Below are 25,153 nucleotides of genomic sequence, written 5' to 3'. Positions count from 1 at the left end.
ATTGCCGTTTGCAGGTATCCCCTAAGGGAAAAGACTATGAAGGGCACACCTCTTGATAAGGAGCTGGTAGCGTTGAAAGAGTTTGACTACGAATTAGATTATGAGTACCTTGATTTGCGAAAGCAGCCAGAACTGTATACGGTCGGTCGTGGAGAACAAGGCGTTTTAATGATTCAGCCTTACAAAAAGGAAATACTGCCTCATTGGCGCTTTAAAACGCCTGACATTGCGAAACAATCGTCAAAAGCCATTTATGAAATGTTTCTCGCCTACAAGCAAGACAACGATTTTGTTGGGATGGACATGGCGCGCAAGTTTTTGCAAATGGGATATACCCGTGCCAGGCGATACACCAACCATAGAGGCGGGAAGAAATACGCGAAGGATGGATCTGTGCTTCCGTACGATCACGACGATGAAAAGGCAGAAGCAGCGGCAATCTTCAAAGCGACATGGGAAAAGGCAAAGAAGGATAAAACGTATGTCGAAATGAAGAAAAGACACCGGGAGCTTTATGAGAAGGAAGATAAGTGAAGGGTTTATCTACGGCGCTGATTCTTATTACATATGAGGCTTTTTACACCACAATTTGCGTGAAAATATACCATCGATTGCGAATGACTTGACCATGCTTCGTTAGTGATCAGGTCCGTTGGTTCATTTAGCTGTTGTTGGAACTCAGACGTAGAGCCAAGTGTTGCCATTTCCATACTTAGGTTTTCTGTCGGTGAATTCTCATGTGTCCCCATCAAAAAGATGTCATACTCCTCAGCTAAGGTTCCATTGCCCGACTTCCCTTACCATCCATCAATGTCAAATCGAAAATAGAATATATTGGATTACTTCACTTCGCGACGAGTATTAAAGATTTTAAGAAGGAGTGCTTCATACAGAAATGCCTTTCTAAAAAACATGGATGCATTTTTTTCTGGTAAGATAGATGTGTTAGCTATATTTAGGTTTAGGGTACTCTAAGCTTAGACAAAAGGTAGAAAGAATAAATTTAAATTATTCAGATCATTCATCCGAAAGGAAGTTCTTATGAAAAGCATAGATGATTTGCGTTCGTGTGATTCACTAGGTCGCTTTAGCATTCCTAAAAAGCTCAGAGATGAGATTGGAATAAAAGAAGGGGATTTTTTAGAGATAAAACAAATGGGCTTACTTATCGTCATTCAAAAAACAAAAGCACCTGAACATGAAAGCAAAACAAACCTTGCATAATTTTATACATGTATATCTATTCACGCCAATATTTCGTTGCAACTTTACACGGAGAGTTGGGCGTGCTAACATGTTGAGCCAAGCATTTATGCTTGGCTTCTAGGCTTTCTGAGCACGCACATGGCTGCTCCGTGTCAAGCTGTATTACATTGGAAGGTGCAATTACAATACTGTGGTGCATTAACATTTCCTCGGACAACACCAGTTACATAACCTGAAAATCACCGATTCATTCAATTGTAAGAACTTTGCTTAGTCAATGAAGGCACGTTTAATTGTCTGTAATCAGTTAGTTAACTTTCGGATTGTACCCTTAGGAACATAGTACATCCACACTTTTACTTACGTGCGAGAGTTGAGTTACTAATGCAAATATCCCCTACAATTTTAGCGTATCTTCTGCTGTGAAGTTCCAAAAAAGTTCATTGGAAACTGCACTGTTTCCAATGCGAATTTGAAATTCATCTTCCATTGTCGATCTGTATAAAACTTCACCTTCCATTGTCTCACCAGGGGGGATTTCGCCTGTGAAATTATCGATTTCCTCATAAATAGTCCTATTTTCGCTGTATGCAGAATCCTCCTTTGCTCCTATTCCTGAAATAGAAACTTCATCAGCAGGTAACGGTTTATCCGTTTTATTCTCGATAGACACGTCGACGAGAACATACGTAGCATCTTCGTAACCGATTGGCTCTCCGTCTACTGTTTCTGGATAACTTACATTTGAAACCGTAACATCATATTTCCCCAAGGTTGAATGGATTTCACCAGTCTCCCCTAACTCAAGTTGTGTTTCTCCCTCACCTTTTGACAATCCCTCTGATCCATCTTCCGCAGTAACAGCTTCTGACGCTTCATCATCATTCGTACCCTCTTCAACTGTTTCAGCTACATCAGTGGAGGCAGGTTCCGATACAGGTTCTTCTTCTAAAGACTCTTCCCCGCCACCACTGCATGCCGATAGGACGAGCATAACTGATAACGCCGTGCCTGCCATTATTGTTTTCCAATTGATCTGTTTTGCGATTGGCATTTGATACCACTCCTTTGTTTATGAACTAACATGCCTCCATTTACTCTAGCAGCACCTATTCTGCTTCTGCTGTAGTAAAATTCCATAACAATTCATTTGAGTATACTTCAAGACCGATTTGTATCTGGTAATTCTCACCACCTTCAGTAGTTAAGAATGCTAGTTGACCCTGCATTGTTTCTCCAGGTGGAATTTCGCCTTCGAAATTATCTAATTCTGTATAATAATCTCGACTTTCAAAGTTACTTTCATCATCCATATTAATGATCCAAGCTCTTGAGATCTCATATGAATCCAATGGTTGCTCTGACGTATTTTCAAAAGTGACGTCCGCAATTAAGAAGCGTCCTCCTTCGTCCGGTTCTTTATCGTCTATCGTCTCAACAAATTCTACATTTGTAACAGATGCATTATACGTCCCTAATGTTGTTTCCAATTCCCCTGTCTCTCCCAAACTAAGTTCTGTAACACCTTCGCCTCGTGCAGAAAGACCTGTCTCGTCTTCATCAGTAGAGTTTTCAGAGACATCGCCATCATCCGTGCTTTCCTCATCTCCATCGTTTCCTTCAGCCGTTTCATCTACCTCAGTAGAGGCATCTTCCGTTGTACCTGGGTCCGTTGAAAGCTCTTCTTCTGTAGTCTCTTCCCCTCCACCACTACATGCCGATAGCACAAGCATCGCTGATAACGCGGTCCCTGCCATGATTGTTTTCCAGTTGATTTGTTTTACGATTGTCATTTATTTAAACGCTCCTTTTTAGCTTTTCTGTATGTCGCACAAAAAAATTTTTGATGTGGACCTTAATAGCTTAGATATCCAATTTACTATTGCTCATTATTAGGACCCATAAAATTCCAAAGCAATACATTCGAATACGTGCTATGTCCAATTTTAATTTGATATTGTTCTGATGGAAGCTCATAAAAAGCAAGTTCCCCTTGCAAAGATTCCCCCGGCTGTATGTTGCCTTCAAAGTTCTTTACTTCTTCATAGTAGCTTCTGTTTTCCACACGAATATCATCTTTTACATTGATTAACCATGCATCGGCCACTTCCTCAGCATCTATTGGCTCATCAGACATATTTTTAATTTCTAATACTGCAACAATAAATATCCCTTGACCATCTGGTTTCTCGCCATCTAACGTTTTGGGAAATGTGATCTCACTCACAGTGAGCGCGTACGTACCTATAGTAGATTGAACCTCGCCCGTCTCCCCTAGCTCAAGCTCTGTTTCTCCTTCACCTCACGAAAGGTCATCTGAACCTTTTTCTGCATCTGCGCTGTCTGAGTCTGGCGCTTCGTTATCATTCATATCTTCTTCATCGGTTTCATTCACCTCAGTGGAGGCATCTTCGGTTGTCCCAGTGTCCATTACAGGCTCCTCTTCTGGACTGTCTTCCCCTCCACCACTACATGCCGATAGGACAAGGATGGCAAAAAGCGTTGTTCCTACAGCTATACTTTTCCAATTCATTTTTGAAATTGTCATTCTATCTCTCCTACCTTCCAAAGGTCCATTTCTTACATTGAAACACGCTAAGCAGTCTCACGATCTCCAGTGGAATGAAAGCGTCTCTACTGTATGATGATTGTCTATGAAGACGATTCTGGACCATCGACTGTCCATACGAGTAGATTTGAAGTCGCTCTATTCCCTAAGATAATCTTAAATTCACTACTTATGCCTTGTATAGAAAAAACCTCGCCTTCTACTGTTTCACCAGGCGCTATGTCACCTTCGAAATTATTGACTTCCTCAAAATAGGTGACATTCTGCAAAGAAACATCGCTATCTACATTCTTAATCTCTGCTCTTGATACTTCTCCAGCATCCAGTGCATCATCCGACGTGTTTGTGATAGAAACTTTTGCAAGTACATAAACACCGCCTTCTCCTACGTTCTCACCATCTAATACATCAAGATAAGAAACATCACTTATCGTAGCTTCAAATGTCCCCAATGTTGATTGGATTTCACCAATCTCCCCGAGCTCAAGCTCTGTTTCTCCTTTTCCCCATGAAAGTTCATCTGAATTTTCATCACTCTCTGCACTGTCTGAGTCTGGCGCTTCGTTATCATTCGTATCTTCTTCATCGGTTTCATTCACTTCAGTGGAGGCATCTTCTGTTGTTCCTGCTTCGGTTGTGGATTCTTCTTCTGGAACCTCTTCTCCACCACTACATGCCAATAGGACGAGCATGGCTGATAAAGCGGATCCTGCCATAATTGTTTTCCAATTGATCTGTTTTGTAATTGTCATTTAAGAACACTCCTATGTATGTATTTTTGTATTCATCTTTGAGCACCGATTAACCATCATGGTGATTGTCCAACCAATGAATTAGCTTGCATCCTCTGAAATAATCTTGACATCCCTAGTAATAAACAGCTTGGTCATTCAGCCATGTTTTGACTTTCAATATTCCACATTAAGACATTTGAATAAGTATCGTTCCCTATAATGACTTGGTAACCACTTGATTTTGTCGTTGCAAAAATCATTTTTGTGGCAATCTCTTCTCCTGGTGCAAGCTCTTCTTCAGGTACCAGATACTCCTCTTGGTAGTATACATTTTCCATCCTAACATCTGATTCCTCGTTATAGATTGATCCGTCAATAATATCGTATGAGTTTAATGGCTTATCAGATGTATTTTTAAATGTAGCATCTACAATTACCCAAGTTCCCCCTTCACTTGATAGGTCTTCTCCGCCTACATCTTGCTTAAAGATTGGATTTTCGATAGTGACCTCATATGTGCCAAGAAAACTAACTATTTCTCCTGTCTCACCTAGTTCTAACTCTTGTTCTCCTTCGCCTTTAGATAGCTCATCTGTGTTTTCATCACTGCTTGAGTCTATAGTATCTTCATTAGTTTTTTCGTCATCCGAAGTTGCTTCATCAGGTTCTTCTTCAGTTGTTGCATCCTCCGTTGTTCCCGGTTCTGTAGTCACGGGTTCTTCCTCTGGAGCGTCTTCTCCTCCACCACTACATGCCGATAGGACGAGCATGGCTGATAAAGCGGTTCCTGCCATAATTGTTTTCCAATTGATTTGTTTTGCGATTGTCATTTGATGTCACTCCTTTGTTTTTGTGAACAATGCTTTCCAAAATGAACGTTCTTGTGCTTTTTTTGCTGGTCTGACGATCACTACTGTTACGTTGTCCTTCGTGTCTCGTTGTTCCGCCTGGACAGCCAATCGTCGGCTTGCTTCCTGTACATCTTCATACACACGACTGAAACGCATAAGCTCTTCAATTTCGCTTTCTGGAAACTGCGTATAAAAACCATCACTGCACAGGAGAAACAGTTGATCCGACTCGATTTTTCCGTCCCGATGATACGTTTGGCAGCCATATTCGATTCCAAGACATGCGAGAAGAACATTCCGTTTTGGGTGAACCCTTGCTTCCTCTTTTGAGAGACGACCTTCCTTCATTTGCTTCGCCACCCAAGAATGATCCTCCGTCACAAGCGTTACTTGTGGAGCATGCGTGTGTAACGGCATCGTTGTATCATCTGTAAACTCATGCGCCCGTGCCTCTTGGACGTCATCGGACAAGCTGTAAATGCGGCTATCGCCAATATGCCTAATGACATAGTGGTCTCTATGAAGAAACAAAATGGAGACGGTGCTTCCGGCTTTCTTGCCATTCGCGCTCCATTCTAACAGGGTGTTATTAAGTTTTTGCATCATTTGATCCAAACTGCGACTGATGTGACTGTTGGGATGACTCAAGCCCAACAACGTTGGGGCTTCTTCAACGGCCCATTGGTTCACTGCTTTGACAACGAGCTCACTTGCCTCGTCGCCCGCACGATAGCCCCCCATGCCATCCGCAACAACGGCAACTGTATATGGGTCACCACGCTTGTTCGCAAAAGTCTTTGCGAACCCGTTGTCCTCATTAATGTCCTTATGAGGCCCTTCTACAGAGGTGACGCCGATATCCCATTGCCTGCTCCTCATGCGGAAGCATCCTGTTCAAATGTATATTGAACTTTTGCGAACCCGATGACGTCTTTGCTGGAGAGACTGTACACTTTATAAGGGACCATCTTCTCCCCATTTAATGTTGTACCATTTAGTGAGCCTAAATCTTTCACACCAAATTCATCGTCGACTCTATGTTTTTTGTCTTTTCATACAATCACTTACATATGTAAAAAGGATATGTAAAAATTCACCTATAACCAAATAACCAACTATATTTCAAATGATTGGCTTTCAAACATCGTTTTATATTAAGCAGGAGATATTGCTCGTCTCCTGCCCTTTTTACTCTCATTGTTCTAGTGCTTCCACATTCCAAAGCAATACGTTGGAATAAGAATTGCTTCCAATTCGTGCTTGTGTACTCGGTTTCAAAGGCAAATTCGCCTTTCATTGTATCGCTTGGCGCAATTTCACCTTCAAAAAGCTCAACTTCCTTGTACGTCGTATAATTTCTCAGTGGTGGTCCTGCCGCCTCCCAGGTCAGTTACCTAGGAAAGTGTGATATTTCAGCATTTAATGGCTGGCCAGAGGTATTTTCAATTGCTGCGCTTGCAACGACATAAAGACCATCACTATATTCTGGTTCCATATCATCTAATGTCTCTGGAAAAGTGTCCTCACTAACCGTGACGTTAAATGTACCTAAAGTGGATTGTACTTCACCGGTGTCTCCAATTTCTAGTTCTGTCGTCCCTTCACCTTTAGAAACGTCTCTTGCGCCACCTTTACTGTTATCATCTGTGTCTCCAGTATCCGTTTCTTCTTCGCTTGCATCGTCCGTTGTTGGCTCATCTGTACCTTGATTGGTATCAGTTGTCGTATCCTCCGACTGGGTTGAATCATCATTTGCACCATCGATGGTTGGTGCGTTATTGCCCTCATCGCTACATGCCGATAATACCAAAATAGCGGATAACGCCACACCTGTCGTAAATGTTTTCCAGTTAATCTGTTTTGTGATTGTCATGAGATGTCACTACATTTTTGAATTCCCTACTTTTATGGACTTACGAAAAAATTATGGAGCTATCGTATTCTTAAATAGGTAAAAGGAAATGAATTAAGGCAGAAGCTATTGTTCATCTCCTATCACTTTTATTTATTGAGATTGTTTTGTTTCCTTTCAAAGTAATACGTCGGAATACGAGTCATTCATAATCTGGAAATAAAAATGATCCATGATTCAAGTCGAAGTAAAAGCATAGTTTCCTTTAACAGGTCAATAGGCGTTAATGTTGTTATTCTGCGTTAGGTCCCTCGAAATTCCAAAAAAGCTCATTTGAGACTGCACTGTTTCCAAATCGAATTTGAAATTCATCTTCCATTGTCGATCTGAATAATACCTCACCCTCCATTGTTTCACCTGGTGGAATTTCTCCTGTGAAGTTTTCGATTTCCTCATAAATAGTTCTATTTTCACTGTATGCAGCATCATCCTTTGATCCTATTCCAGAAATAGAGACTTCCTCAGCAGGCAATGCATTTTCTGTTTTATTGTTAATAGAAACATCGACTAGAACATAAGTGGCATCTTCATAGCCGATAGGCTCACCATCTACTGTTTCTGGGTAACTAACATTTGAAACCGTAATATCATACTTACCCAAGGTCGAATGGATCTCACCAGTTTCTCCGAGCTCAAGTTGCGTTTCTCCTTCTCCCCATGAAAGTTCATCAGAACTTTCATCAGCGTCTCCACTGTCTGAATCTGGCGTCTCGTTATCATCTGTACCTGCTTCATCTGTATCATCCACCTCGGTAGAGGCATCTTCCGTAGTCCCTGGTTCGGATGTAGGCTCTTCCTCTGGAGCCTCTTCTCCTCCACCACTACATGCCGATAGGACGAGCATAGCTGATAACGCTGTTCCTGCCATGATTGTTTTCCAATTGATTTGTTTTGCGATTGTCATTTGATGTCACTCCTTTGTTTTTGTGAACAATGCTTTCCAAAATGAACTTCCTTGTGCTTTTTTTGCTGGTCTGACGATCACTACTGTCACGTTGTCCTTCGTGTCTCGTTGTTCCGCCTGGACAGCTAATCGTCGGCTTGCTTCCTGCACATCTTCATACACACGACTAAAACGCATGAGCTCTTCTATTTCGCTTTCTGGAAACTGCGTATAAAAACCATCACTGCACAGGAGAAACAGTTGATCCGACTCGATTTTTCCGTCCCGATGATACGTTTGGCAGCCATATTCGATTCCAAGACATGCGAGAAGAACATTCCGTTTTGGGTGAACCCTTGCTTCCTCTTTTGAGAGACGACCTTCCTTCATTTGCTTCGCCACCCAAGAATGATCCTCCGTCACAAGCGTTACTTGTGGAGCATGCGCGTGTAACGGCATCGTTGTATCATCTGTAAACTCATGCGACACTGAACCTTGGACATCATCGGACAAGCTATATATGCGACTATCTCCAATATGCCTAATGACGTAGTGGTCTCCGTGAAGAAACAAGATCGAGACGGTGCTTCCCGCTTTCTTGCCATTCGCGCTCCAGTCCAGCAGAGTGTCATTAAGTTTTTGCATCTTTTGGTCTAAACTGCGACTGATATGACTGTACGGATGGCTCAACCCCAGCAACGTTGGCGCTTCCTCTGCTGCCCATTGATGGACTGCATTTACAACGAGCTCACTTGCCTCGTCGCCTGCACGATAGCCCCCCATGCCATCCGCAACAACGGCAACTGTATATGGATCACCACCTTTGTTCGCGAAAACCTTGGCGAACCCGCTGTCCTCATTAATATCTTTGTGAGGTCCCTCTACAGAGGTGACACCGATATCCCATTGCCTGTTCTTCATGCGGAAGCATCCTGTTCAAATGTATAGTGCACCTTGGCAAAACCAATGACATCCTTGTTGGATAGACTGTACACTTTATACGGGACCATCTTCTCTCCATTTAATGTTGTACCATTTAGTGAGCCTAAATCTTTCACACCAAATTCATTGATATATGAAAAAGTATATTTGAAATGATTGGCTTTCATAAAGTTAGAAATAAAAGGCAGGAGGATTTAATGTCTCCTGCCACTTTTATTTACTGTGCTTGTTCTGGTGCTTCAACATTCCAAAGCAAGACGTTGGAATACGATTCATTCCCAATTTGGAACTGATAGTTGCTTGTGTAGCCAGCTTCGAAGGCAAATTCGCCCTCCATCGTTTCACTTGGTGCGATTTCACCTTCAAAGTTCTGAACTTCCTCGAACGTCCCGTAATTTTCAGTGGAAGTTTCACTATCTAAGTTATTTAACCAGGTAAATGCGATATCTTCAGCATTTATTGGTTGGCCAGAGGTATTATCAACTGTTGCACTTACAACGACATACAGACCGTCACTAAACTCAGGTTCCATATCATCTAATGTCTCAGGAAAAGTGACTTCAGTTACAGTGACGTTAAATGTACCTAACGTTGATTGTACTTCACCGGTGTCACCAATTTCTAATTCGGACGTCCCTTCTCCTTTTGAAATGTCTCCTGCGCCACCTTTACTGCTATCATCTGTGTCTTCAGTATCTGCTTCTTCCCCACTTGCATCGTCCGTTGTTGGATCATCTGTACCTTCATTTGCATCAGTCGTCGTATCCTCTGACAGGGTTGTATTATCAGTTGGTGTATTGTTGCTCTCATCGCTACATGCCGATAACACCAAGATAGCGGTTAATGCCACACCTGTTATAATTGTTTTCCAATTAATTCTTTTTACGATTGTCATGAGATGTCATTCCTTTGTTATTGAAGAATTAGAACCATTATTTTAGATACGCTCATGACTGAATGGCGTTATGTTATGTATCTGCAATCTAGCAGAATAAACTAAATTCCCCTATCTAGCTATAAGTAAAGCAGGAGGTACCACCCCCTGCTTCTTAATAAGTATTGCCTTGAGAATTTATATATTCAAGAGAAGTCTTTTTGCGTGGGCTTAAATTATTCTTATCTAGCCAATACCCACGATGAACTATATATTTACAGAAATATATTTAGTTTGCTTGTCATTTAATTAGCTTCTGGACCATCTACTGTCCATACGAGTAAATTTGAAGTAGCTCTATTTCCTAAGATAATTTTAAATTCACTACTTGTGTCTTGTATAGAAACGATCTCGCCTTCTACTGTTTCCCCAGGCGCTATTTCTCCTTCGAAATTATTGACTTCTTCAAAATAGGTGACATTCTGTAAAGAAACGTCGCTATCTACATTCTTAATCTCTGCTCTTGATACTTCTCCAGAGTCTAGTGCATCATCCGACGTATTTGTAATAGATATTTCAGCCAGTACATATACACCGCCTTCTCCTACGTTCTCACCATCTAATGTATCAACATAAGAAACATCACTTATCGTAGCGTCAAATGTCCCCAAAGTTGAATGAATCTCACCAGTCTCCCCAAGCTCAAGCTCTGTTTCTCCTTCTCCCCATGAAAGTTCATCTGAACTTTCATCAGCCTCTGCGGTGTCTGAATCTGGCGTCTCAGTATCACCTGTTGCTGCTTCATCGCTTTCATCCACCTCGGTAGATGCATCTTCCGTTGTCCCTGGTTCGGTAGTAGGCTCTTCTTCTGGAGATTCTTCCCCTCCACCACTACATGCTGATAGGACAAGCATCGCTGATAAAGCTGTCCCTGCCATGATTGTTTTCCAGTTGATTTGTTTTGCGATTGTCATTTAATGTCACTCCTTTGTTTTTGTGAACAATGCTTTCCAAAATGAACTTTCTTGTGTTTTTTTTGCTGGTCTGACGATCACTACCGTCACGTTGTCCTTCGTGTCTCGTTGTTCGGCCTGAACAGCCAAACGTCGGCTCGCTTCCTGCACATCTTCATACACACGACTAAAACGCATAAGCTCCTCAATTTCCCTTTCAGGAAACTGCGTGTAAAATCCGTCACTGCACAGGAGAAACAGTTGACCCTTTTCGATCTTTCCATCGCGATGATATGTTTGGCAGCCATATTCGATCCCAAGACATGCGAGAAGAACATTCCGTTTTGGGTGAACCCGTGCTTCCTCTTTAGAGAGACGACCTTCCTTCATTTGCTTTGCCACCCACGAGTGATCCTCCGTCACAAGCATTACTTGTGGAGCATTTGCCTGTAACGGCATCGTTGTGTCGCCTGTAAACTCCTGCTCCCGTGTCTCTTGGACATCATCGGACAAGCTATAAATGCGACTATCCCCAATATGCCTGATAACATAATGGTCTCTATGCAAAAACAAGATCGAGACGGTGCTTCCCGCTTTCTTGCCACCCGCACTCCAGTCCAGCAGGGTGTCATTAAGTTTTTGCATCTTTTGGTCTAAACTGCGACTGATATGACTGTACGGATGGCTCATTCCCAGCAACGTTGGCGCTTCCTCTACTGCCCATTGATGGACTGCATTTACAACGAGCTCACTTGCCTCGTCGCCTGCACGATAGCCCCCCATACCATCCGCGACAACGGCAACTGTATATGGATCACCACCTTTGTTCGCGAAAACCTTGGCGAACCCGCTGTCCTCATTAATGTCTTTGTGAGGTCCCTCTACAGAGGTGACACCGATATCCCATTGCTTGTTCTTCATGCGGAAGCATCCTGTTCAAATGTATATTGCACCTTGGCGAAACCAATGACATCCTTGTTGGATAGACTGTACACTTTATACGGGACCATCTTCTCTCCATTTAGAGTAGTACCATTTAAAGAACCTAAGTCTTTAACGCCAAATTCATCGTCGACTCGAATGATTTCAAAATGGGCACGAGATATTCCATCAGCCTGCTCCACATAATCGGCGGAATCTTCACTACGACCTACGATAAAATTCGATGAGTGTATGTGAATTTTGTCTTTGTTTCCATTTTGATCCTTGATTAAATAAGCAGGTGCCTGTTCAGTGACAGGCGCATCTTGACGATTGTCCTGGCCAAGTAGTGTTGTTTGGTCAGGTTTATTTTGCAGTAAAGTCGTTTGGTGATTTAACTGCTGATAGTGCTGCTGTTCTTTGTCTACCGCTGCGGCAGATGCACTAGAGGCTGGCGCAGGTACATCTAAAGCAGCTTGGGGAGCAGCTGCCGCTGGTTGAGCATTTCCGACAGAACTCATTGCCGTAGGCGCGTTAGGTTGAACAGATTGCTTTGGCGCAGGCGTCTGTTTAGGAGCGGGTGTTGGTCCCTTCTTTTTTGATTCTGTACTACCTGTTTGTGTCTTTATAGGCTTGCTATTACCACCAGGCTTTAAAAGCTCTGAGATTGGACGACCAAAACGCCACACCTTTACATAGATGAGAGTTGCCGCCAAAATCATGACAGTGATGCCAAAACTAATATAAAGTTGGCCTTCAGAGCTATTGTCAAAATACATTTTCCAAGAGAGTGCAAGTAAGAAGAAAGCAATAACGCCCATTACAGTGATTTCACGCTGTGTTAGTTTAGGCAAAGGTTCTGCTTTTTCCACCTGCTCAGAAACTGGGGTTTGCGCTTTTTGAGACGTTTTTTTAGACGTTGTCGTTTTATTTGCTGACGTACCTGCTGGTTTATTAGGCAACTTTGCAATGGGCGGTGGTGCTTTTACTTGCTTTTGTTCAATTGGGACATGTGCCTCGTCCGTATGTTCTTGCCCTTCGACCTCATCATAAGCGTACTCCTCGTTGGGTACTTGCTTATATCCTTTGGAGGATTGTTCTACCAGTGATTGCAGTGTCTTCCTTAACTCCTGCACACTTAAAGACGGGGCATTCACAATCTGCAATATTTTTTGATAGCCACTTCCGTGCATCTCATCAACTGAACCGACAAGTGCGGTCGCAAGAGCTTTGAGCTTTTCATTCAATCCAATCGTTTGGGGTCTTTCCTTTACAGGCACGTAAATCAAATGAATATCAAAAAGCTCTTTCCCAATAAAAATAAAGTTTTCATCCAAAATGTATTTTTGCTCTCGAAGCATATAATCCTTGCTTTCATCAAGGGTTTTTACGATTAAGAGCAAGAATTGATACAAGTCCTTCATCTGAATAGGACGATCTTTAATGTACGTATGTAGAGGCTGCATTGAGGTCACATTGTACATAAGGCGTACGTTAAAATCCATTTCCTCCGCATCCATCACAGCAACATATGGGATTCGATTTGATCGCAGCATATTCAATTCGACCTGTGCAAGCTCGTCGCTATGGATCGCTGTTTCATCCTTTGTCAGTTCAAGGTAGTGCCCGTTTTGTTCAATAAAATCATAGTGATAACCTTCCACTTTCGCTTTCATATGAAGCCTCCTTTCAAAGGGCAATTGTGCCTAATGTGAATGTAATAACTGCAGCTGGTAGTACAGCGTACATAAAGGGGAAGCGCAGTTGTTTTTTTCCTGATTGAGACTCTGTATGATGGACGCCGGGAATCTTCTGTCCCCAAGTTGTAAACCGTTTAATTTTCATAAAACGTAAACCAACAACAATGAGACCAATGATTCCAGAGAAAATGACAGCGTAAATCAACAGAGTCAACACAAAGCTGGCTCCACCAATTGCACCTAAAGCAGCAAACAATTTTACATCTCCTGCACCCAACGCCTTAAACACATAGAGAAACATCGTTGGCAAAATTCCAGCTAAAAAGCCTGCACCTGCAAACAATACCCCATCCATTCCGTTTAGACCATGGTACAACAGTCCTAAAATCAAGCTTATGACTATAAGCCAATTTGGTATTTTCGATGTACGAAGGTCGGTAACAAAAGCGATCAAGAGCACAACAATCGTAAAATATTCATAGAGAGCCAACGTGTTTCCTCCTTAAGCACCTGTCCAGACACGTTCAAAGCCTTTCTTTTTCAATAAGATCGTTTCATCGATAAACGGTAGTGGCAAAGGAAGCTCATAAGTGACTTCGATCGATAAATAGGAATCTGCCCCTCCGTTCATCCCAGGCAGTTCTACCTTAATGTCTTTAATGCCTTCTTCAGGCATAACACCTTCATCAAGGTAATGCTTAACGAGCGATTGAGCTGGGCCTTCTACGGCTCCTTCTATAAAGCCTCTCAGATCAAATCCATCTATATAATCACTCAGAGCTTTTTGCGCCATGTCACTCATCATGCCTTGTACATCAAATTCGTTAGTGGATAGGTTATAATAGTCTTCAAAGCTGCCTAATTCTCCACTTATTGCTCCTGATGCAGCCCCAGCAAGCTGTTGCACAGGGTAAATATGTGTGGCTACCTGTTTTGTGCCTTCAGAGACGGCATGTTGTAATGCAGCTTCAGCAGCTGCAATCTTAAGAATGCCTACAAGGAAAAGCAGGAACATGAGGAACAATGGCATGACGATGGATGCCTCAAGGGAGATGCTTCCTTCTTTATTTTTTAAAAAACGTCTCATACCACACCTCCCTTTTTAATATGAGAACACCGCTTCTTTTTTAATCGTTAGTTCATTTCCATTTACCTCTCCAGGAAGCATCCCAGCAGTATCTAAAAGTTTTGCCACCCCGGGTAGGAACCAAAGCTTGACCGTTACTTCAGCTTCCCCTTGAATATACGTTGGCCGTTCAGTTAAGTCTGAAGATGTTTTGTCCTCAAGCATTGTTTTGATACGATCTAGTTTAGATTGTTTATCTGGTGTTAATAGCAAAAATAAACGTAAATAATCTGTGTAATTAAAGTTTATCCCTTTTGTCAAATCATCAGATATCAGTGGCACCTGGTTTCTTTCCCTCTGAGAATCGCTCGTTAATGCTGTGAGGTCTTCTGTTGCCCAGTATAAGGCATAACTAATTGCTAAAATAGCTACAATTATAGGGTGGCCACCTGTCCTTACTGACTTTTGAGTAAAAGCATCAATCAATCTCAATGCAAAACGCAACATAAACAAATTACTTATCATGGATGCATAATTCGCACCTGCGATGTGATGTCCGTAGATCATGTATTCGATTTCTTTGTTTTCGAACAAATAGCTTTCATGATTTGTTATTACATAAGGTTCAGAACTTGTAAATCTTGTCATAATATACTCATTGATATAAAGCTCATCACGGGCAGAGACAAGCAAGTTCGAAAGCTCGTTCATGATTGTATCGATAAATCCCATCATCTCAGCTGCTTTTCCAATACTGCCTTCTGCTTCCAAATGCTCTGCAATATCGCTATTGTAGCTACCATACTTTTGTAGAATTATATTTAATGCGTCGTATTGCTCTTGATCGGCTAGCGCTGCATCAGCCACAGCAAAGGCTTGGTCTAATTGTTCATTGGTAAGTTTGGCATTATCGTCGGCTTCGCCTTGTGCTGCTTCCTCTTCTCCGCCTCGCTTTCTCCAATCTTCCTGGATATAGTCCAGAGCTTCCTGAATGGATTGTAAAGAGGTTTCAGCGTCAGTTTGCAGACTAGTTCCATTAGCGATTTCTGTTCCAGCATTCTCTAATTCACTTTGACTCGTAAATTCTCCGGCATACACATTTAATCGCATTGCCAATTGCTCAGCATCACCTAACGCTTTTAGCAATTTATCTTCCAATGTATCAAGCTCATCTTCGTAAATGAGCTCTTCCCAATTCTGTTCTGCGATGTCACCGGTTGTTTGGTTTAATTCACTACTCGGGCTGTTTTCACCTTGATGTTCACGTACATTCTCATACGCTTCACCAGTCCCGCTGTTCGCATACTTTCTTTCATAGTCTTCAATCTTTTTTTTAATAGCTGTGTCTGATTCCACAGCCTCACCATGTAGTCTTCCTGCATTTTTAAGATGCGTAACGATTTGTGCTTGTTTTTCTTCAGCATCTGACATTACACTTTTGCTTGTTTCATAGTAATTCTTTGCTTGTTCCCTTAAACGCTCTGCCTCATCTCTCAGGTCACCTGCGCGTTCTTGATCTTCTTCGTCTCCTCCATCAAGTCTATCTGCTTCATCCTCTGCCTCATCAGCATCTTCAAGTGCTTGAATAAAATCATCATGTAAATCTATGATTCCTTTAATTGATTTTACGCTTGACAGAGTACTCCCTTGCATATTTTTCGTTCCTGCTTCTTGTTCCTCTGCTAAAGCTAATGCCAATTTAAGTTCGGCTTCTACGCTTGCTAAGCTTATCTCACGATTATCGTAATCTGGGGCGATTTCTTCAGTAATATCAATAAACTTATTTGCTTCTTCCGCTGCATCAGCGACCACAGTGAATTTATCAATGATGGAGAGCGTGAATTCAATCGGCGCACGATATTTCATTTCTTCAAGAATCTGTCTTTCAAATACTTCATCTCTTGCCAGTTCTCGATTTTCGCCAAGTTCTACCTGCGCAACATCAACTGTTGGCGAAACTAGCTTAAACACTCCATCACCGTTGATTTCTTCTCCTAAGTTTTCACGGACAACTTTCTCAAAGATTTCCTGGGCAGTTTCATCACCTTCTGTGTAGCTATACATGCCGAAGCCTTGTAACCCTCCGTCATAAGAGGATGCCACCGAACGAACCCCTGTTTTCACCGCATTCTCTGCCATTTGATCGGCTACCATAATTCTGGCATAGTCAATTAAAACGGCATGAAACACAAACACTAAGAGAATAATAAGTAATAAAAAAATCGTTACTGAGCCTCGTTCATACTCCTCATTACGTTTACGCCACAGAGGTCTCACCTCCTTGCTTTCGGTGAAGACTATTTCTTATTTTTGTTTATAATTGATTTTGCACGATCTAAACTAATCACGGAGTTTCCACTACTTATATAAGAAGCGAGTCTTTGAGCATAGCTTGCCATCAAATCTGCCGTTCGCATAAATTCAACCGGATCAGCAATGGAAGCACTTGCTTCGGCTTGGATATTCCCTCCAAGTAAGTCTCCCATCACCTCAGGCATACGCAATGTCTTTTCCAAGGTGACTGTGACTTTTTTTTCGTACAAGTGATTGCTGTATGAAATTGTGCCTGTCGCACCGTCTGGAAAAACAGTTGTTGCATGTTTACCAAGTTTCGTTTGAATTAATTCTCCTTCTGCACCTGTACTTCCAATCGCAATCTCCGTGTTTCCTCCATCTCCAAGGGCATCAAACAGTAACTCTAACACTTGATCGCTCGTCAATCGCCAGTACAAGTTATCATATTCTCCAATTTCGAACTCTCCTGTTTTGGCATCTTTGTTGCTGTTGTCCCAAATATAGGCGACTCGCTCTGCAGCAACAGATGCGCGTTGGTAAAGGACGACGCGTTCATAAATATAAAGAGACATGATTAACATACAGAGGATGGATAAGAAAATGATTGGAAATACGAGAGAAGCCTCGAGCGTGAAGCTCCCCTCATTGTTTCGCCAAATGGATAATTTTCGTTTTCGCGACATGTTCATGCGCTCAAATCCTTTTCAACGTTTTCAGAGGCTTATTCGCCTCCTCCGCCTCCACCTTCTATTATGCTATCAATTTGACCTGTGTTAGCATCGATGATTGACCTAACCCATTGTTCCAGTTGAGTTCGGAACATCACTGCCACCGCAATTAACACTGCAATGATTAATAAAATTTCCAATGTTCCTAAGCCTTCTTCATCATTCCAAAAGTTTTTTACAGCTGTCCATGCATTTTTCATTTTACTTCCTCCTTAAATTTACATGATTGATAATGCGGGGTAAGCAACGATAACGAGAATGGCGACGAAAATAAAAATCATTGGGAATACTAACTTCGAGGAGGCTTGTTCCCCTCGTTGCCTAGCAATGTTTTTGCGCTTTTCCCAAAGCTCACGTGCCAGTTCTCTTAAAGCAACGACAAAGTCGCTGCCCCCGCGACGATAGTTTAGAAGCACTGTTGTCGTGAAGACAGACACTTCCTGAATTGCACAGTTCTTACTAAATTGCTCGAGCGCCTGGGTAAAGGGCTCGTTGTTTCTTATACGAATAACCGTGTCTTTAAGTTCCACATATAAGGCATTTTTTTCATCTTTATTTTGTTCAACACAATGCACCATCGCTTTTTGCACAGTCTCCCCTGCATTGACAAGAAGCGTTACTTTGTTTACAAACTCCGGGAGCGAGAGCACGATTTCTTCTTCACGCTTTTTAATCTGATCACCAATACGTTTAATCATCAGTGGTGGGACAATACAGGCAAAGAATAAGCCAAAGCCAAACAGGACATGATCCCCCTCATTCACCGCTGCAAGGAGCGTGAACATGAAAAAGATAACGAGGGAAAAGGAAGCCAACTGTGCTAAGGTCATGCGGGTAAAGTCCAAGGCTTGCCGATTCCCGTAAAGACGAATAATCTTTTGGTGTAGCTGTGTAACCTGGTGCGGAAACCGCTCCATAAACTTGATTTTTTCGATGATGAGTAGAGCCATCGGCGCCATAAACGTAAGCTGAAAATCCTTCTCGTATTCTTTTACAAACCCACCGTATTTCTTTTTCGCCTTACTAGAGAATAAAAGGTACAAAAGCAACAAAAAGAGGACAACGCCTAAATAAATGTACATACGCTACACCTTGATATTCATTATTTTTTGCGAGAGCCAGTAACTAAACACGAGCACACCAATGGCAAGCGTCATAATAAAGGGCCCACCACCTGGAAACTCATACAGTGGAGCCATATAATCGGGCGAACCTAACGACAATGCCGTAATCATTATAAATGGTGCCACGTTTAAGATCCGCGACTCTAACCGTTTCTGTGATACAACGACCGTAATTTCCTGTTGGATATCTAGCTTATCGCCAATAATGGTTGATGTTCTTCGTACAACTTCGACTAGGTCTCCACCAGTTCGTTTACATGTTGTAATAACATCAGAAAAGTTTTGGATATCGTCAATGTCAGAACGAACAGCAAAATTTTCTACAGCACGTTCAATTGGCGTCCCATTTTCCACCTTTCGATTGATGAGCTCAAATTCACGAATGATATATGTACGTTCATCTGGGTATAAGAGCTTCAAATCGATAACGACCTCTCGAAAGGCGTTTTCAAGCGATTTCCCAGCAGCAAGTGAAGAAGAGAGTGAATAGAGCGCCTGCTTAAACTGTAGACTCAACTCTTCTTTTCGCTTTACGATCAACTGGGCACGGCGGAACTTTGGTGAAAAAAACGTAATCCCGGATAAGAGAATTCCAACAATGGCATTTTGATAAAAGACAATGCCAATTAAAAAGAACAAACCTGCAACGGCAATGATCGTTGTTAGCCACTCTGCCTTTGACAACTGATATTCCGCATAATTTGTTTCATATTGCGTTAGTGGACCTCTTTTTTTTGTTGGTTCTTTCTTTTTTGTCTTTTTCGGTTTCTCAGCTTCTTCAGCTTTAGGCTTCTTTCCAAACAATTGCTTTTTCTCTTTTGGTGCAACCTCTTCTTCTGGTTGTTCCTCTGATTTCTTCTTTTTGCGATCCGCAATTGCGAATAAAAGCATAATAATGACGCCGGCAACGAGCGCAAGAATGAGCACATCCATGAGACAACCTCCTTACGACGTCAGCTTCGTCACATCGGGCACAGGAATACCGGCCGCTTTGAGACGGAGGGTTTGTTGGAGCTGATTGCCCGTGGGTTGAAGATCACCGATTATTTTTCCATCATCGGTTTCACGCTCTTCAACGAATTCAAACAATGGATTCATTTGATATTCCCCATCCACTACATCCAGCATCTCACTGACTGCTACCACCTTACGAGTCTTATCTCGAAGCCTGGACAAGTGAATCATAATATTGACGGCTGAGGAAATTTGCTGACGAATGACTTCCACTGGAAGCGAAGCACCGGAGAGAACCATTGTTTCAAGTCGACTGAGCATATCCTTTGTGGAGTTTGCGTGGCCAGTGGATAAGGACCCATCATGTCCAGTGTTCATCGCTTGGAGCATGTCAAGGGCTTCCGAGCCACGAACCTCACCAACGATAATTCGGTTTGGTCTCATCCGGAGAGAAGCACGAATTAAATCACGAATCGTTACTTCCCCTTTGCCTTCTGTGTTCGCATTTCTCGTTTCTAGGGCAACGAGGTTTGGTACATTACGAATCTGAAGCTCCGCGGAATCCTCAATGGTAATAATCCGTTCATCTTGTGGAATAAAGTTTGACAATACGTTTAGGAAGGTTGTTTTCCCTGAACCCGTTCCACCAGAGATGAACACATTGTATTTCGCTTTGACGAGATCTTCTAAGAACGATGCCACCGGAGCCGATAAAGCTCTCCATTTAATTAAATCCTCAACCCCTACTGGCTTTTCGGGGAATTTACGTATCGTCATCGTCGGTCCTTTTAAAGCAATGGGCGGAAGAACAACGTTTACCCGCGAACCATCCTGTAGCCTAGCATCGACAATAGGTGACGACTCGTTGACAATTCTGTTTACCCGCGAAACGATGCTCTGAATAATGTCTTCCAATCTAGCACGGGATGGAAACTGCACATCCGTCTGGATCGTTTGACCAGCTCGCTCAATAAAGACTTCGTTGTGACTATTGATCATTATCTCTGTCACCGATGGATCATCTAGCAATGGCTGAAGTGCATCCAACCCACGAAAGGACGAAAAGACAGCGTCGACAAGTTGTTGCTTTTGTGTTGCTGTGAAGCGTTGATCTCTTGAGTAGGCAAAAATGATCTCCTCGATCTTTGCTTCTAATTCCTCATCTGAGGTTGATCCGGTAAGATCAAGATCTTCCATAACCTCGTCTTTCATTTGCTTTACGAGTGAGATGTCCTTCATCCGGAAGCCACCTTGTCATTGCTTCGCACCGTGGTCATCAGTTTAAACAACTCGCGCACCTGATCCATAAACAAAGCTGAATTATAGAGCTGTTCTGCTTCAGTAACCAATTTCCATTCCGGAACATATGGGAATCTTGCTTGAATGTCAATTCCATAAGGTTCAAAAGCATCAATGTCTTCTCCGAGGAACTTGTTAATAATAAAACCGATTTTGCGGTCTATCCCTGGATCCTCTGTTAATACTTGTACTTCTTCTAGGAACTGTTTCGTTTTTTCATAGCTTCGAATATCGTTTGTCAGAACCTGCAAGATGTAATGACTCTTTTTAAATGCGCCAACCATTCGATCCTGTAAAGATCCATCGCCATCAATAATGACAAAATCAAATTGTTCTGATGCTAAAATGGCATCTATAAACACTTCGGTGTCTTTTGCGGTCAATTCACGAATATCTGACCCCTGATCAGCAAGCTGAAAGAAGTGAACGCCTGTCGCATCATCTGTAACAACATAATTTTCGAAGGATTCATCTAATAACTCTGGCTTGGCTTTGGCATAATAAAACACTGGTGATGAATCAATATCTTCGTCTGACTGGAAAAACATTTTTGTCAGATGGAATTCTTCTAGGCTGAGATACAACACATCATATTGCTGGGAAGCCATTGTTGATGCTAGCAAAACGGCCAGCGTAGACTTTCCAGTACCACCACTTGCCGATGCCACAGTGAGAACTTGTGTCTTCCCTTCCCCTGTCATTGCACCTGCAATCGGACGGTTCCTTGCGTAATATTGATTAACAAGTTTTCTGAACATTTGCGGCAATGGTTGATACTTGAAAATGGTATTTTCATCTGGCTGATCAGAAAGTACCGCATGGTAACGAATGTTTTTCTCGAGAAGCTCGTCGTCAATGTGAATATCAGAGGACGACAATACGACATCGGTTTTTGTTCTTGATGTAAGATACGCCGCTAGTCTCTCTTCATTTGAGAAAAATTTGACTTGATAACGCTTATACTCCTCAGAGGATCGTAAAAATTGACCAATCGATTGCAAATATTCTTGATCAGAATCTGCGATTGCAAGCGTGAGGCTACGTTTCACTTCCATTTCCTTCACTTCCTAGAACATTAAGTTTTTTATTTCAATAGACCGCCAACAATTAAAATGATGCCAATAGCAAACAGTGCTAATGAAATTCGTTGGTATTTTACAGCTTCCACTGTGCTCATCTCCATATTTTACATGTTTTAACTCATTGCCCATTGTAGCGAAACTCTTGTTTTTTTTCACGTTTAAATTGTATGACGAAAATGACAGGAGCAAGGACAAAAGTCTCGGAAGATGTTACATTCCATGTAAATTCACCGCTTTCATTCCATTATTTTCATATGTTCATCCACTAAAGACCTACCCTTATTTTTCTAAATCGAATCCTAATAAGTTAAAAATGAGTCTTATTACCTATAAAACAAACCGTTTCAAATGACCCATACGAACAAAATTACAACAAAACGCCCCACGATGTGCAGGGCGTTTCATTGATTACATATCTCTTTTATTCATTCTGATTGGCACGAACGGACAACAGACGAAGGAAGGCGGTGGCTGCTTGTGCTCTTGTCACTTCAGCCTCTGGCTCAAACTTGCCTTCTATGCCAGTCATAATGCCAAAGTGGGACACGATGGCGGCTGCACCGAGGTGTTCAATGTCGCTCGTATCGCTAAAAGGGGATTTAAACAAATCATCAGCTGATGCAAGCTCATCGTACCCGAGGACACGGGAGACGAAAAGCGCTAGCTCTTCACGATCGACGACGGCATCCGGATTAAAATTTTGACTTTCTTCAGAATTTAAATACCCCTGACGTACAGCCGCTTCAACGTACGCAAAATAAGGTGAAGCATTGCTGACATCGGCAAAGGAGGCATTAGAATCAGCTTCCATGGATTCCTTATAGTACATCGGGTCTGGTCGTTCCACGAGCATCATCATTTTGACCATTTCGCCTTTTGTGAGCTCTTGGTCTGGTTGAACAAGGCCTTCCTCACTTACATTTAATGCACCGTAGCTTACGAGGAGACGCAGGGCTTCTTCTGCCCAATGCCCCTCAATATCTGTGACATTCTCTACGGGGATAATAGGCGACCCTGTTTCTATGGACAGGTAACGGCCTTTAACGGCATCAAAATACGTTTCATATTGATCTTGGTAACCACTCAAGGCGTACACGAGCTGAAGTCGTTCCTCGTCACTTTCTTCTCCACCAATGGTTGTGTACATGAGATTTATGTCAAATGGAGCAACAATATCTTCACGCACCTCTTCTGCCGATTGTGCTTCTGCTTTTGGTGGTCCTTCAAATCCAGCGTCCCAGTTCTCATGATAATTTGATAGCTCGCCCGTATGCGAATCGATATTGACATTCACCGATTGGTTCTCAACAATTACACCATCAGACAAACGCGCAAACTCAAACGAATATTCATCCTCATTATAATAAATCGTATATCGATTTGGATGCTCTGTAAGTTGGTGAAGCAAATGTGGCGCAAAGTTTTTCACGGCTTCAATTGCTTTTTCTCTTGCTTCATCCTTTTTGAGAGCAGGTTCTTTTTGCTCATCTTCGCTATTATGACTCCAAAAAGAATAATCAACAATGCGATGTGATTTAGCGTCTATTGCACCGCTAATGGTCTGTTTTTCGTTCGTTAAGCTCATCCGCCATGAAGCTTGGTCATCATATTGATCATAGGAAATGTTCTCTAAAGTGAACCCCTCTGAAACCTTTGCTTTTTCTTTAAACAGCTTAATGGCCTGTTCCTGAGACAGCTCTTTTTTCGCTTCAGGTGCTGGGGCAATCGCCTCTTCCGCTAATGGAGCAACCGGTTCATTCTCCTTTTCAATCACTTCACCATCCAAACGAATCCAATCGCCAGTTTTCGCATCAAACATTGCAGATTGGTATGCCAGTTCGTACGCGAGCACGGTCACTTCATCACTACCACTCCGTGACCCGCGGTGGAAAGTCTTGTAGTACAGCTGCAAAGGGACGTCTTGCTGAAACGCAGCCAATGCTGCTTCTTTGTCAAGAACTTCTCCTGGCGACTGTACATTTTGCACATCTCTTTGTCGGATACGAAGAGATTCGATGTTTCCATCACCACGGACCTCCACCTGTACATGGTTCTCCGGGAAAGGAACCCCATTGATTACCTGTGGGAACGTAAAGGAATAGCTAACACGCCCGTTTAATGGAGGACGTTGGTCTTCGCTTTCCAATACGTCGCCAAGCTCTTTACTAATGGAAGGGAACTCCTTATCCAAATAAGACTGCGCGATTTTTTCGGCCTCTGCTTTTTCAACATCAGGCGGGTACTGGCTAATTTGTTCATCGAGAGGAATCGAATGACGGTAGGTCAGGATGTTTTTTGAAGTAGCATCTACTTCAACAGAGATGTTTCCCCACTTCTCCTCATCCTCGCCCCCCTGCCACTCCCAATCAATGTTCCATACAGGGGTGTCACCCATAGAATGCAGCGACACGCTTTGAAGTGTGTAAGACGATGGAATTGCTTTAAACGCCTTTGCCGCTTGCACTGCTTCATCTTTTGTCACAGTGGCTTCAGCCTGGAGCTCTGCTTGCGACTTTGCTTCGCCATCAGCGTCAGAGGAGATGGAGCGATCCATTGGCATCGAGGGTTCCTCTACATAACTATTCGCCACTGATGAGCTGACGGTTTCTGACGCATAAGCGCCTGTTGTTGGCAATGCAGGGAATGCGATGGCAGCAGTAAGGATGGTAAGTACAGTCTTCTTTGACATGGTTGTTCCTCCTATGAATGCGTTAATATATACATTAGTCGTACGAGAACTGGTAAAGGTTACATAGCCTTCTTTATTTTTCTTTTTTTGTTTACACATGACCTGCTTGACACTTAAAAAAATTCGCGTAATAATGAGAACAATACAAAACGATGAACAATGAAAGGGAATAGTATTGTCGCCCGCTTGATAGAGAATGAAGCCCTTGGCTGAAAGGCTTCAGCAAGAATGGAGACAAAAACCCGCCCTGGAGTTCCCTTGTGATAAATGAGGCGCTGCCAGCGATACAGGCATTCGGAAGCTTGGTTTTTTGTGCGCTTTTTCGCGCAGCAAAACCAAAATAAAGGTGGTACCACGGAGATTCCCCGTCC

General features: G+C 42.5%; 27 protein-coding genes and 1 pseudogene. 2 read left to right on the top strand and 26 right to left on the bottom strand.

What is annotated here, in order from left to right; genetic code table 11:
- Positions 1–72: 72 nt before the first annotated feature.
- Positions 73–534, top strand: coding sequence for a DUF4385 domain-containing protein (locus EV213_RS03495; RefSeq protein ID WP_424923017.1), 462 nt, complete (start codon positions 73–75; stop codon positions 532–534).
- Between the two features lie 507 nt (positions 535–1,041).
- Positions 1,042–1,224, top strand: coding sequence for an AbrB/MazE/SpoVT family DNA-binding domain-containing protein (locus EV213_RS03490; protein ID WP_133579104.1), 183 nt, complete (start codon positions 1,042–1,044; stop codon positions 1,222–1,224).
- A gap of 379 nt (positions 1,225–1,603) precedes the next feature.
- Here the strand turns inward: EV213_RS03490 and EV213_RS03485 are convergent, their stop codons facing one another.
- From EV213_RS03485 to EV213_RS03360, 26 genes and pseudogenes are all read right to left on the bottom strand, one after another.
- Entirely contained in the window at positions 1,604–2,260 is a 657-nt protein-coding gene (locus tag EV213_RS03485) for a DUF4352 domain-containing protein (RefSeq protein ID WP_133579103.1), read from the bottom strand.
- 55 nt (positions 2,261–2,315) lie between these two features.
- On the bottom strand, positions 2,316–2,999 hold the full coding sequence (locus EV213_RS03480) for a DUF4352 domain-containing protein (protein WP_133579102.1): 684 nt from the start codon (positions 2,997–2,999) through the stop codon (positions 2,316–2,318).
- Positions 3,000–3,085: 86 nt separating this feature from the next.
- Entirely contained in the window at positions 3,086–3,454 is a 369-nt protein-coding gene (locus EV213_RS03475; RefSeq protein WP_133579101.1) for a DUF4352 domain-containing protein, read from the bottom strand.
- A 54-nt stretch (positions 3,455–3,508) separates the two neighbouring features.
- Positions 3,509–3,754, bottom strand: a complete 246-nt coding sequence (locus EV213_RS03470) for a hypothetical protein (protein WP_133579100.1) — start codon at positions 3,752–3,754, stop codon at positions 3,509–3,511.
- A 104-nt stretch (positions 3,755–3,858) separates the two neighbouring features.
- Positions 3,859–4,527, bottom strand: coding sequence for a DUF4352 domain-containing protein (locus EV213_RS03465; RefSeq protein ID WP_133579099.1), 669 nt, complete (start codon positions 4,525–4,527; stop codon positions 3,859–3,861).
- Positions 4,528–4,661: 134 nt separating this feature from the next.
- Positions 4,662–5,339 (bottom strand): DUF4352 domain-containing protein, encoded by a 678-nt coding sequence (locus EV213_RS03460; RefSeq protein ID WP_133579098.1) that lies wholly within the window; start codon positions 5,337–5,339, stop codon positions 4,662–4,664.
- 6 nt (positions 5,340–5,345) lie between these two features.
- Positions 5,346–6,239 (bottom strand): PP2C family protein-serine/threonine phosphatase, encoded by an 894-nt coding sequence (locus tag EV213_RS03455; RefSeq protein WP_133579097.1) that lies wholly within the window; start codon positions 6,237–6,239, stop codon positions 5,346–5,348.
- Positions 6,236–6,379: pseudogene (locus tag EV213_RS21280) on the bottom strand (FHA domain-containing protein); the annotation flags it as partial. The gene EV213_RS03455 and the pseudogene EV213_RS21280, both read right to left, overlap by 4 nt.
- A 371-nt stretch (positions 6,380–6,750) precedes the next feature.
- Positions 6,751–7,233, bottom strand: a complete 483-nt coding sequence (locus EV213_RS03445; RefSeq protein WP_133579095.1) for a hypothetical protein — start codon at positions 7,231–7,233, stop codon at positions 6,751–6,753.
- Between the two features lie 271 nt (positions 7,234–7,504).
- Positions 7,505–8,176 (bottom strand): DUF4352 domain-containing protein, encoded by a 672-nt coding sequence (locus tag EV213_RS03440; RefSeq protein WP_133579094.1) that lies wholly within the window; start codon positions 8,174–8,176, stop codon positions 7,505–7,507.
- Positions 8,177–8,182: 6 nt separating this feature from the next.
- The gene (locus tag EV213_RS03435) at positions 8,183–9,076 is read right to left on the bottom strand and encodes a PP2C family protein-serine/threonine phosphatase (protein WP_133579093.1); all 894 of its coding nucleotides are present in this window, start codon (positions 9,074–9,076) and stop codon (positions 8,183–8,185) included.
- Positions 9,073–9,264, bottom strand: coding sequence for an FHA domain-containing protein (locus EV213_RS21190; RefSeq protein WP_133579092.1), 192 nt, complete (start codon positions 9,262–9,264; stop codon positions 9,073–9,075). The genes EV213_RS03435 and EV213_RS21190 overlap by 4 nt, the downstream gene beginning before the upstream one ends.
- 50 nt (positions 9,265–9,314) lie before the next feature.
- On the bottom strand, positions 9,315–9,992 hold the full coding sequence (locus EV213_RS03425) for a DUF4352 domain-containing protein (RefSeq protein ID WP_133579091.1): 678 nt from the start codon (positions 9,990–9,992) through the stop codon (positions 9,315–9,317).
- Between the two features lie 284 nt (positions 9,993–10,276).
- Positions 10,277–10,945, bottom strand: coding sequence for a DUF4352 domain-containing protein (locus EV213_RS03420; protein ID WP_133579090.1), 669 nt, complete (start codon positions 10,943–10,945; stop codon positions 10,277–10,279).
- Positions 10,946–10,951: 6 nt separating this feature from the next.
- A complete protein-coding gene (locus tag EV213_RS03415) occupies positions 10,952–11,845 on the bottom strand; it encodes a PP2C family protein-serine/threonine phosphatase (RefSeq protein ID WP_133579089.1) in 894 nt (297 codons plus the stop codon).
- On the bottom strand, positions 11,842–13,521 hold the full coding sequence (locus EV213_RS03410) for a DUF6382 domain-containing protein (RefSeq protein WP_133579088.1): 1,680 nt from the start codon (positions 13,519–13,521) through the stop codon (positions 11,842–11,844). Before EV213_RS03410 ends, EV213_RS03415 begins: the two co-directional genes overlap by 4 nt.
- A 13-nt stretch (positions 13,522–13,534) precedes the next feature.
- Positions 13,535–14,035 (bottom strand): A24 family peptidase, encoded by a 501-nt coding sequence (locus EV213_RS03405; RefSeq protein WP_133579087.1) that lies wholly within the window; start codon positions 14,033–14,035, stop codon positions 13,535–13,537.
- Positions 14,036–14,047: 12 nt separating this feature from the next.
- Positions 14,048–14,632 carry a TadE/TadG family type IV pilus assembly protein gene (locus EV213_RS03400; RefSeq protein WP_133579086.1) on the bottom strand — a complete coding sequence of 195 codons (585 nt, stop codon included), beginning with the start codon at positions 14,630–14,632 and terminating at the stop codon, positions 14,048–14,050.
- 15 nt (positions 14,633–14,647) lie between these two features.
- Entirely contained in the window at positions 14,648–16,714 is a 2,067-nt protein-coding gene (locus EV213_RS03395; RefSeq protein ID WP_133579085.1) for a hypothetical protein, read from the bottom strand.
- Positions 16,715–16,908: 194 nt separating this feature from the next.
- On the bottom strand, positions 16,909–17,595 hold the full coding sequence (locus EV213_RS03390) for a TadE/TadG family type IV pilus assembly protein (protein WP_133579084.1): 687 nt from the start codon (positions 17,593–17,595) through the stop codon (positions 16,909–16,911).
- 32 nt (positions 17,596–17,627) lie between these two features.
- Positions 17,628–17,834 (bottom strand): Flp1 family type IVb pilin, encoded by a 207-nt coding sequence (locus EV213_RS03385; RefSeq protein WP_133579083.1) that lies wholly within the window; start codon positions 17,832–17,834, stop codon positions 17,628–17,630.
- 18 nt (positions 17,835–17,852) lie between these two features.
- A complete protein-coding gene (locus tag EV213_RS03380) occupies positions 17,853–18,716 on the bottom strand; it encodes a type II secretion system F family protein (RefSeq protein WP_133579082.1) in 864 nt (287 codons plus the stop codon).
- A gap of 3 nt (positions 18,717–18,719) precedes the next feature.
- A complete protein-coding gene (locus EV213_RS03375; RefSeq protein ID WP_133579081.1) occupies positions 18,720–19,691 on the bottom strand; it encodes a type II secretion system F family protein in 972 nt (323 codons plus the stop codon).
- Between the two features lie 12 nt (positions 19,692–19,703).
- Positions 19,704–20,951 carry a TadA family conjugal transfer-associated ATPase gene (locus EV213_RS03370; protein ID WP_133579080.1) on the bottom strand — a complete coding sequence of 416 codons (1,248 nt, stop codon included), beginning with the start codon at positions 20,949–20,951 and terminating at the stop codon, positions 19,704–19,706.
- Positions 20,948–22,066 carry a CpaE/TadZ family protein gene (locus EV213_RS03365; protein ID WP_133579079.1) on the bottom strand — a complete coding sequence of 373 codons (1,119 nt, stop codon included), beginning with the start codon at positions 22,064–22,066 and terminating at the stop codon, positions 20,948–20,950. The genes EV213_RS03370 and EV213_RS03365 overlap by 4 nt, the downstream gene beginning before the upstream one ends.
- 448 nt (positions 22,067–22,514) lie before the next feature.
- Positions 22,515–24,782 carry a YcdB/YcdC domain-containing protein gene (locus EV213_RS03360; protein WP_166639144.1) on the bottom strand — a complete coding sequence of 756 codons (2,268 nt, stop codon included), beginning with the start codon at positions 24,780–24,782 and terminating at the stop codon, positions 22,515–22,517.
- Positions 24,783–25,153 lie beyond the last annotated feature (371 nt).

It is taken from the genome of Aureibacillus halotolerans (assembly GCF_004363045.1).
Classification (GTDB): Bacteria; Bacillota; Bacilli; order Bacillales; family DSM-28697; genus Aureibacillus; species Aureibacillus halotolerans.
Note: the sequence above shows the minus strand (reverse complement) of the source record. Positions and strands in the feature narration are given on the sequence as shown.

Bases quoted from the DNA above. Each gene is read 5' to 3' on its own strand.
- EV213_RS03490 (WP_133579104.1), top strand. From the start codon at position 1,042: ATGAAAAGCATAGATGATTTGCGTTCGTGTGATTCACTAGGTCGCTTT.
- EV213_RS03485 (WP_133579103.1), bottom strand. From the start codon at position 2,260: ATGCCAATCGCAAAACAGATCAATTGGAAAACAATAATGGCAGGCACG.
- EV213_RS03480 (WP_133579102.1), bottom strand. From the start codon at position 2,999: ATGACAATCGTAAAACAAATCAACTGGAAAACAATCATGGCAGGGACC.
- EV213_RS03470 (WP_133579100.1), bottom strand. From the start codon at position 3,754: ATGACAATTTCAAAAATGAATTGGAAAAGTATAGCTGTAGGAACAACG.
- EV213_RS03465 (WP_133579099.1), bottom strand. From the start codon at position 4,527: ATGACAATTACAAAACAGATCAATTGGAAAACAATTATGGCAGGATCC.
- EV213_RS03460 (WP_133579098.1), bottom strand. From the start codon at position 5,339: ATGACAATCGCAAAACAAATCAATTGGAAAACAATTATGGCAGGAACC.
- EV213_RS03455 (WP_133579097.1), bottom strand. From the start codon at position 6,239: ATGAGGAGCAGGCAATGGGATATCGGCGTCACCTCTGTAGAAGGGCCT.
- EV213_RS03445 (WP_133579095.1), bottom strand. From the start codon at position 7,233: ATGACAATCACAAAACAGATTAACTGGAAAACATTTACGACAGGTGTG.
- EV213_RS03440 (WP_133579094.1), bottom strand. From the start codon at position 8,176: ATGACAATCGCAAAACAAATCAATTGGAAAACAATCATGGCAGGAACA.
- EV213_RS03435 (WP_133579093.1), bottom strand. From the start codon at position 9,076: ATGAAGAACAGGCAATGGGATATCGGTGTCACCTCTGTAGAGGGACCT.
- EV213_RS21190 (WP_133579092.1), bottom strand. From the start codon at position 9,264: ATGAAAGCCAATCATTTCAAATATACTTTTTCATATATCAATGAATTT.
- EV213_RS03425 (WP_133579091.1), bottom strand. From the start codon at position 9,992: ATGACAATCGTAAAAAGAATTAATTGGAAAACAATTATAACAGGTGTG.
- EV213_RS03420 (WP_133579090.1), bottom strand. From the start codon at position 10,945: ATGACAATCGCAAAACAAATCAACTGGAAAACAATCATGGCAGGGACA.
- EV213_RS03415 (WP_133579089.1), bottom strand. From the start codon at position 11,845: ATGAAGAACAAGCAATGGGATATCGGTGTCACCTCTGTAGAGGGACCT.
- EV213_RS03410 (WP_133579088.1), bottom strand. From the start codon at position 13,521: ATGAAAGCGAAAGTGGAAGGTTATCACTATGATTTTATTGAACAAAAC.
- EV213_RS03400 (WP_133579086.1), bottom strand. From the start codon at position 14,632: ATGAGACGTTTTTTAAAAAATAAAGAAGGAAGCATCTCCCTTGAGGCA.
- EV213_RS03390 (WP_133579084.1), bottom strand. From the start codon at position 17,595: ATGAACATGTCGCGAAAACGAAAATTATCCATTTGGCGAAACAATGAG.
- EV213_RS03385 (WP_133579083.1), bottom strand. From the start codon at position 17,834: ATGAAAAATGCATGGACAGCTGTAAAAAACTTTTGGAATGATGAAGAA.
- EV213_RS03380 (WP_133579082.1), bottom strand. From the start codon at position 18,716: ATGTACATTTATTTAGGCGTTGTCCTCTTTTTGTTGCTTTTGTACCTT.
- EV213_RS03375 (WP_133579081.1), bottom strand. From the start codon at position 19,691: ATGGATGTGCTCATTCTTGCGCTCGTTGCCGGCGTCATTATTATGCTT.
- EV213_RS03370 (WP_133579080.1), bottom strand. From the start codon at position 20,951: ATGAAGGACATCTCACTCGTAAAGCAAATGAAAGACGAGGTTATGGAA.
- EV213_RS03365 (WP_133579079.1), bottom strand. From the start codon at position 22,066: ATGGAAGTGAAACGTAGCCTCACGCTTGCAATCGCAGATTCTGATCAA.
- EV213_RS03360 (WP_166639144.1), bottom strand. From the start codon at position 24,782: ATGTCAAAGAAGACTGTACTTACCATCCTTACTGCTGCCATCGCATTC.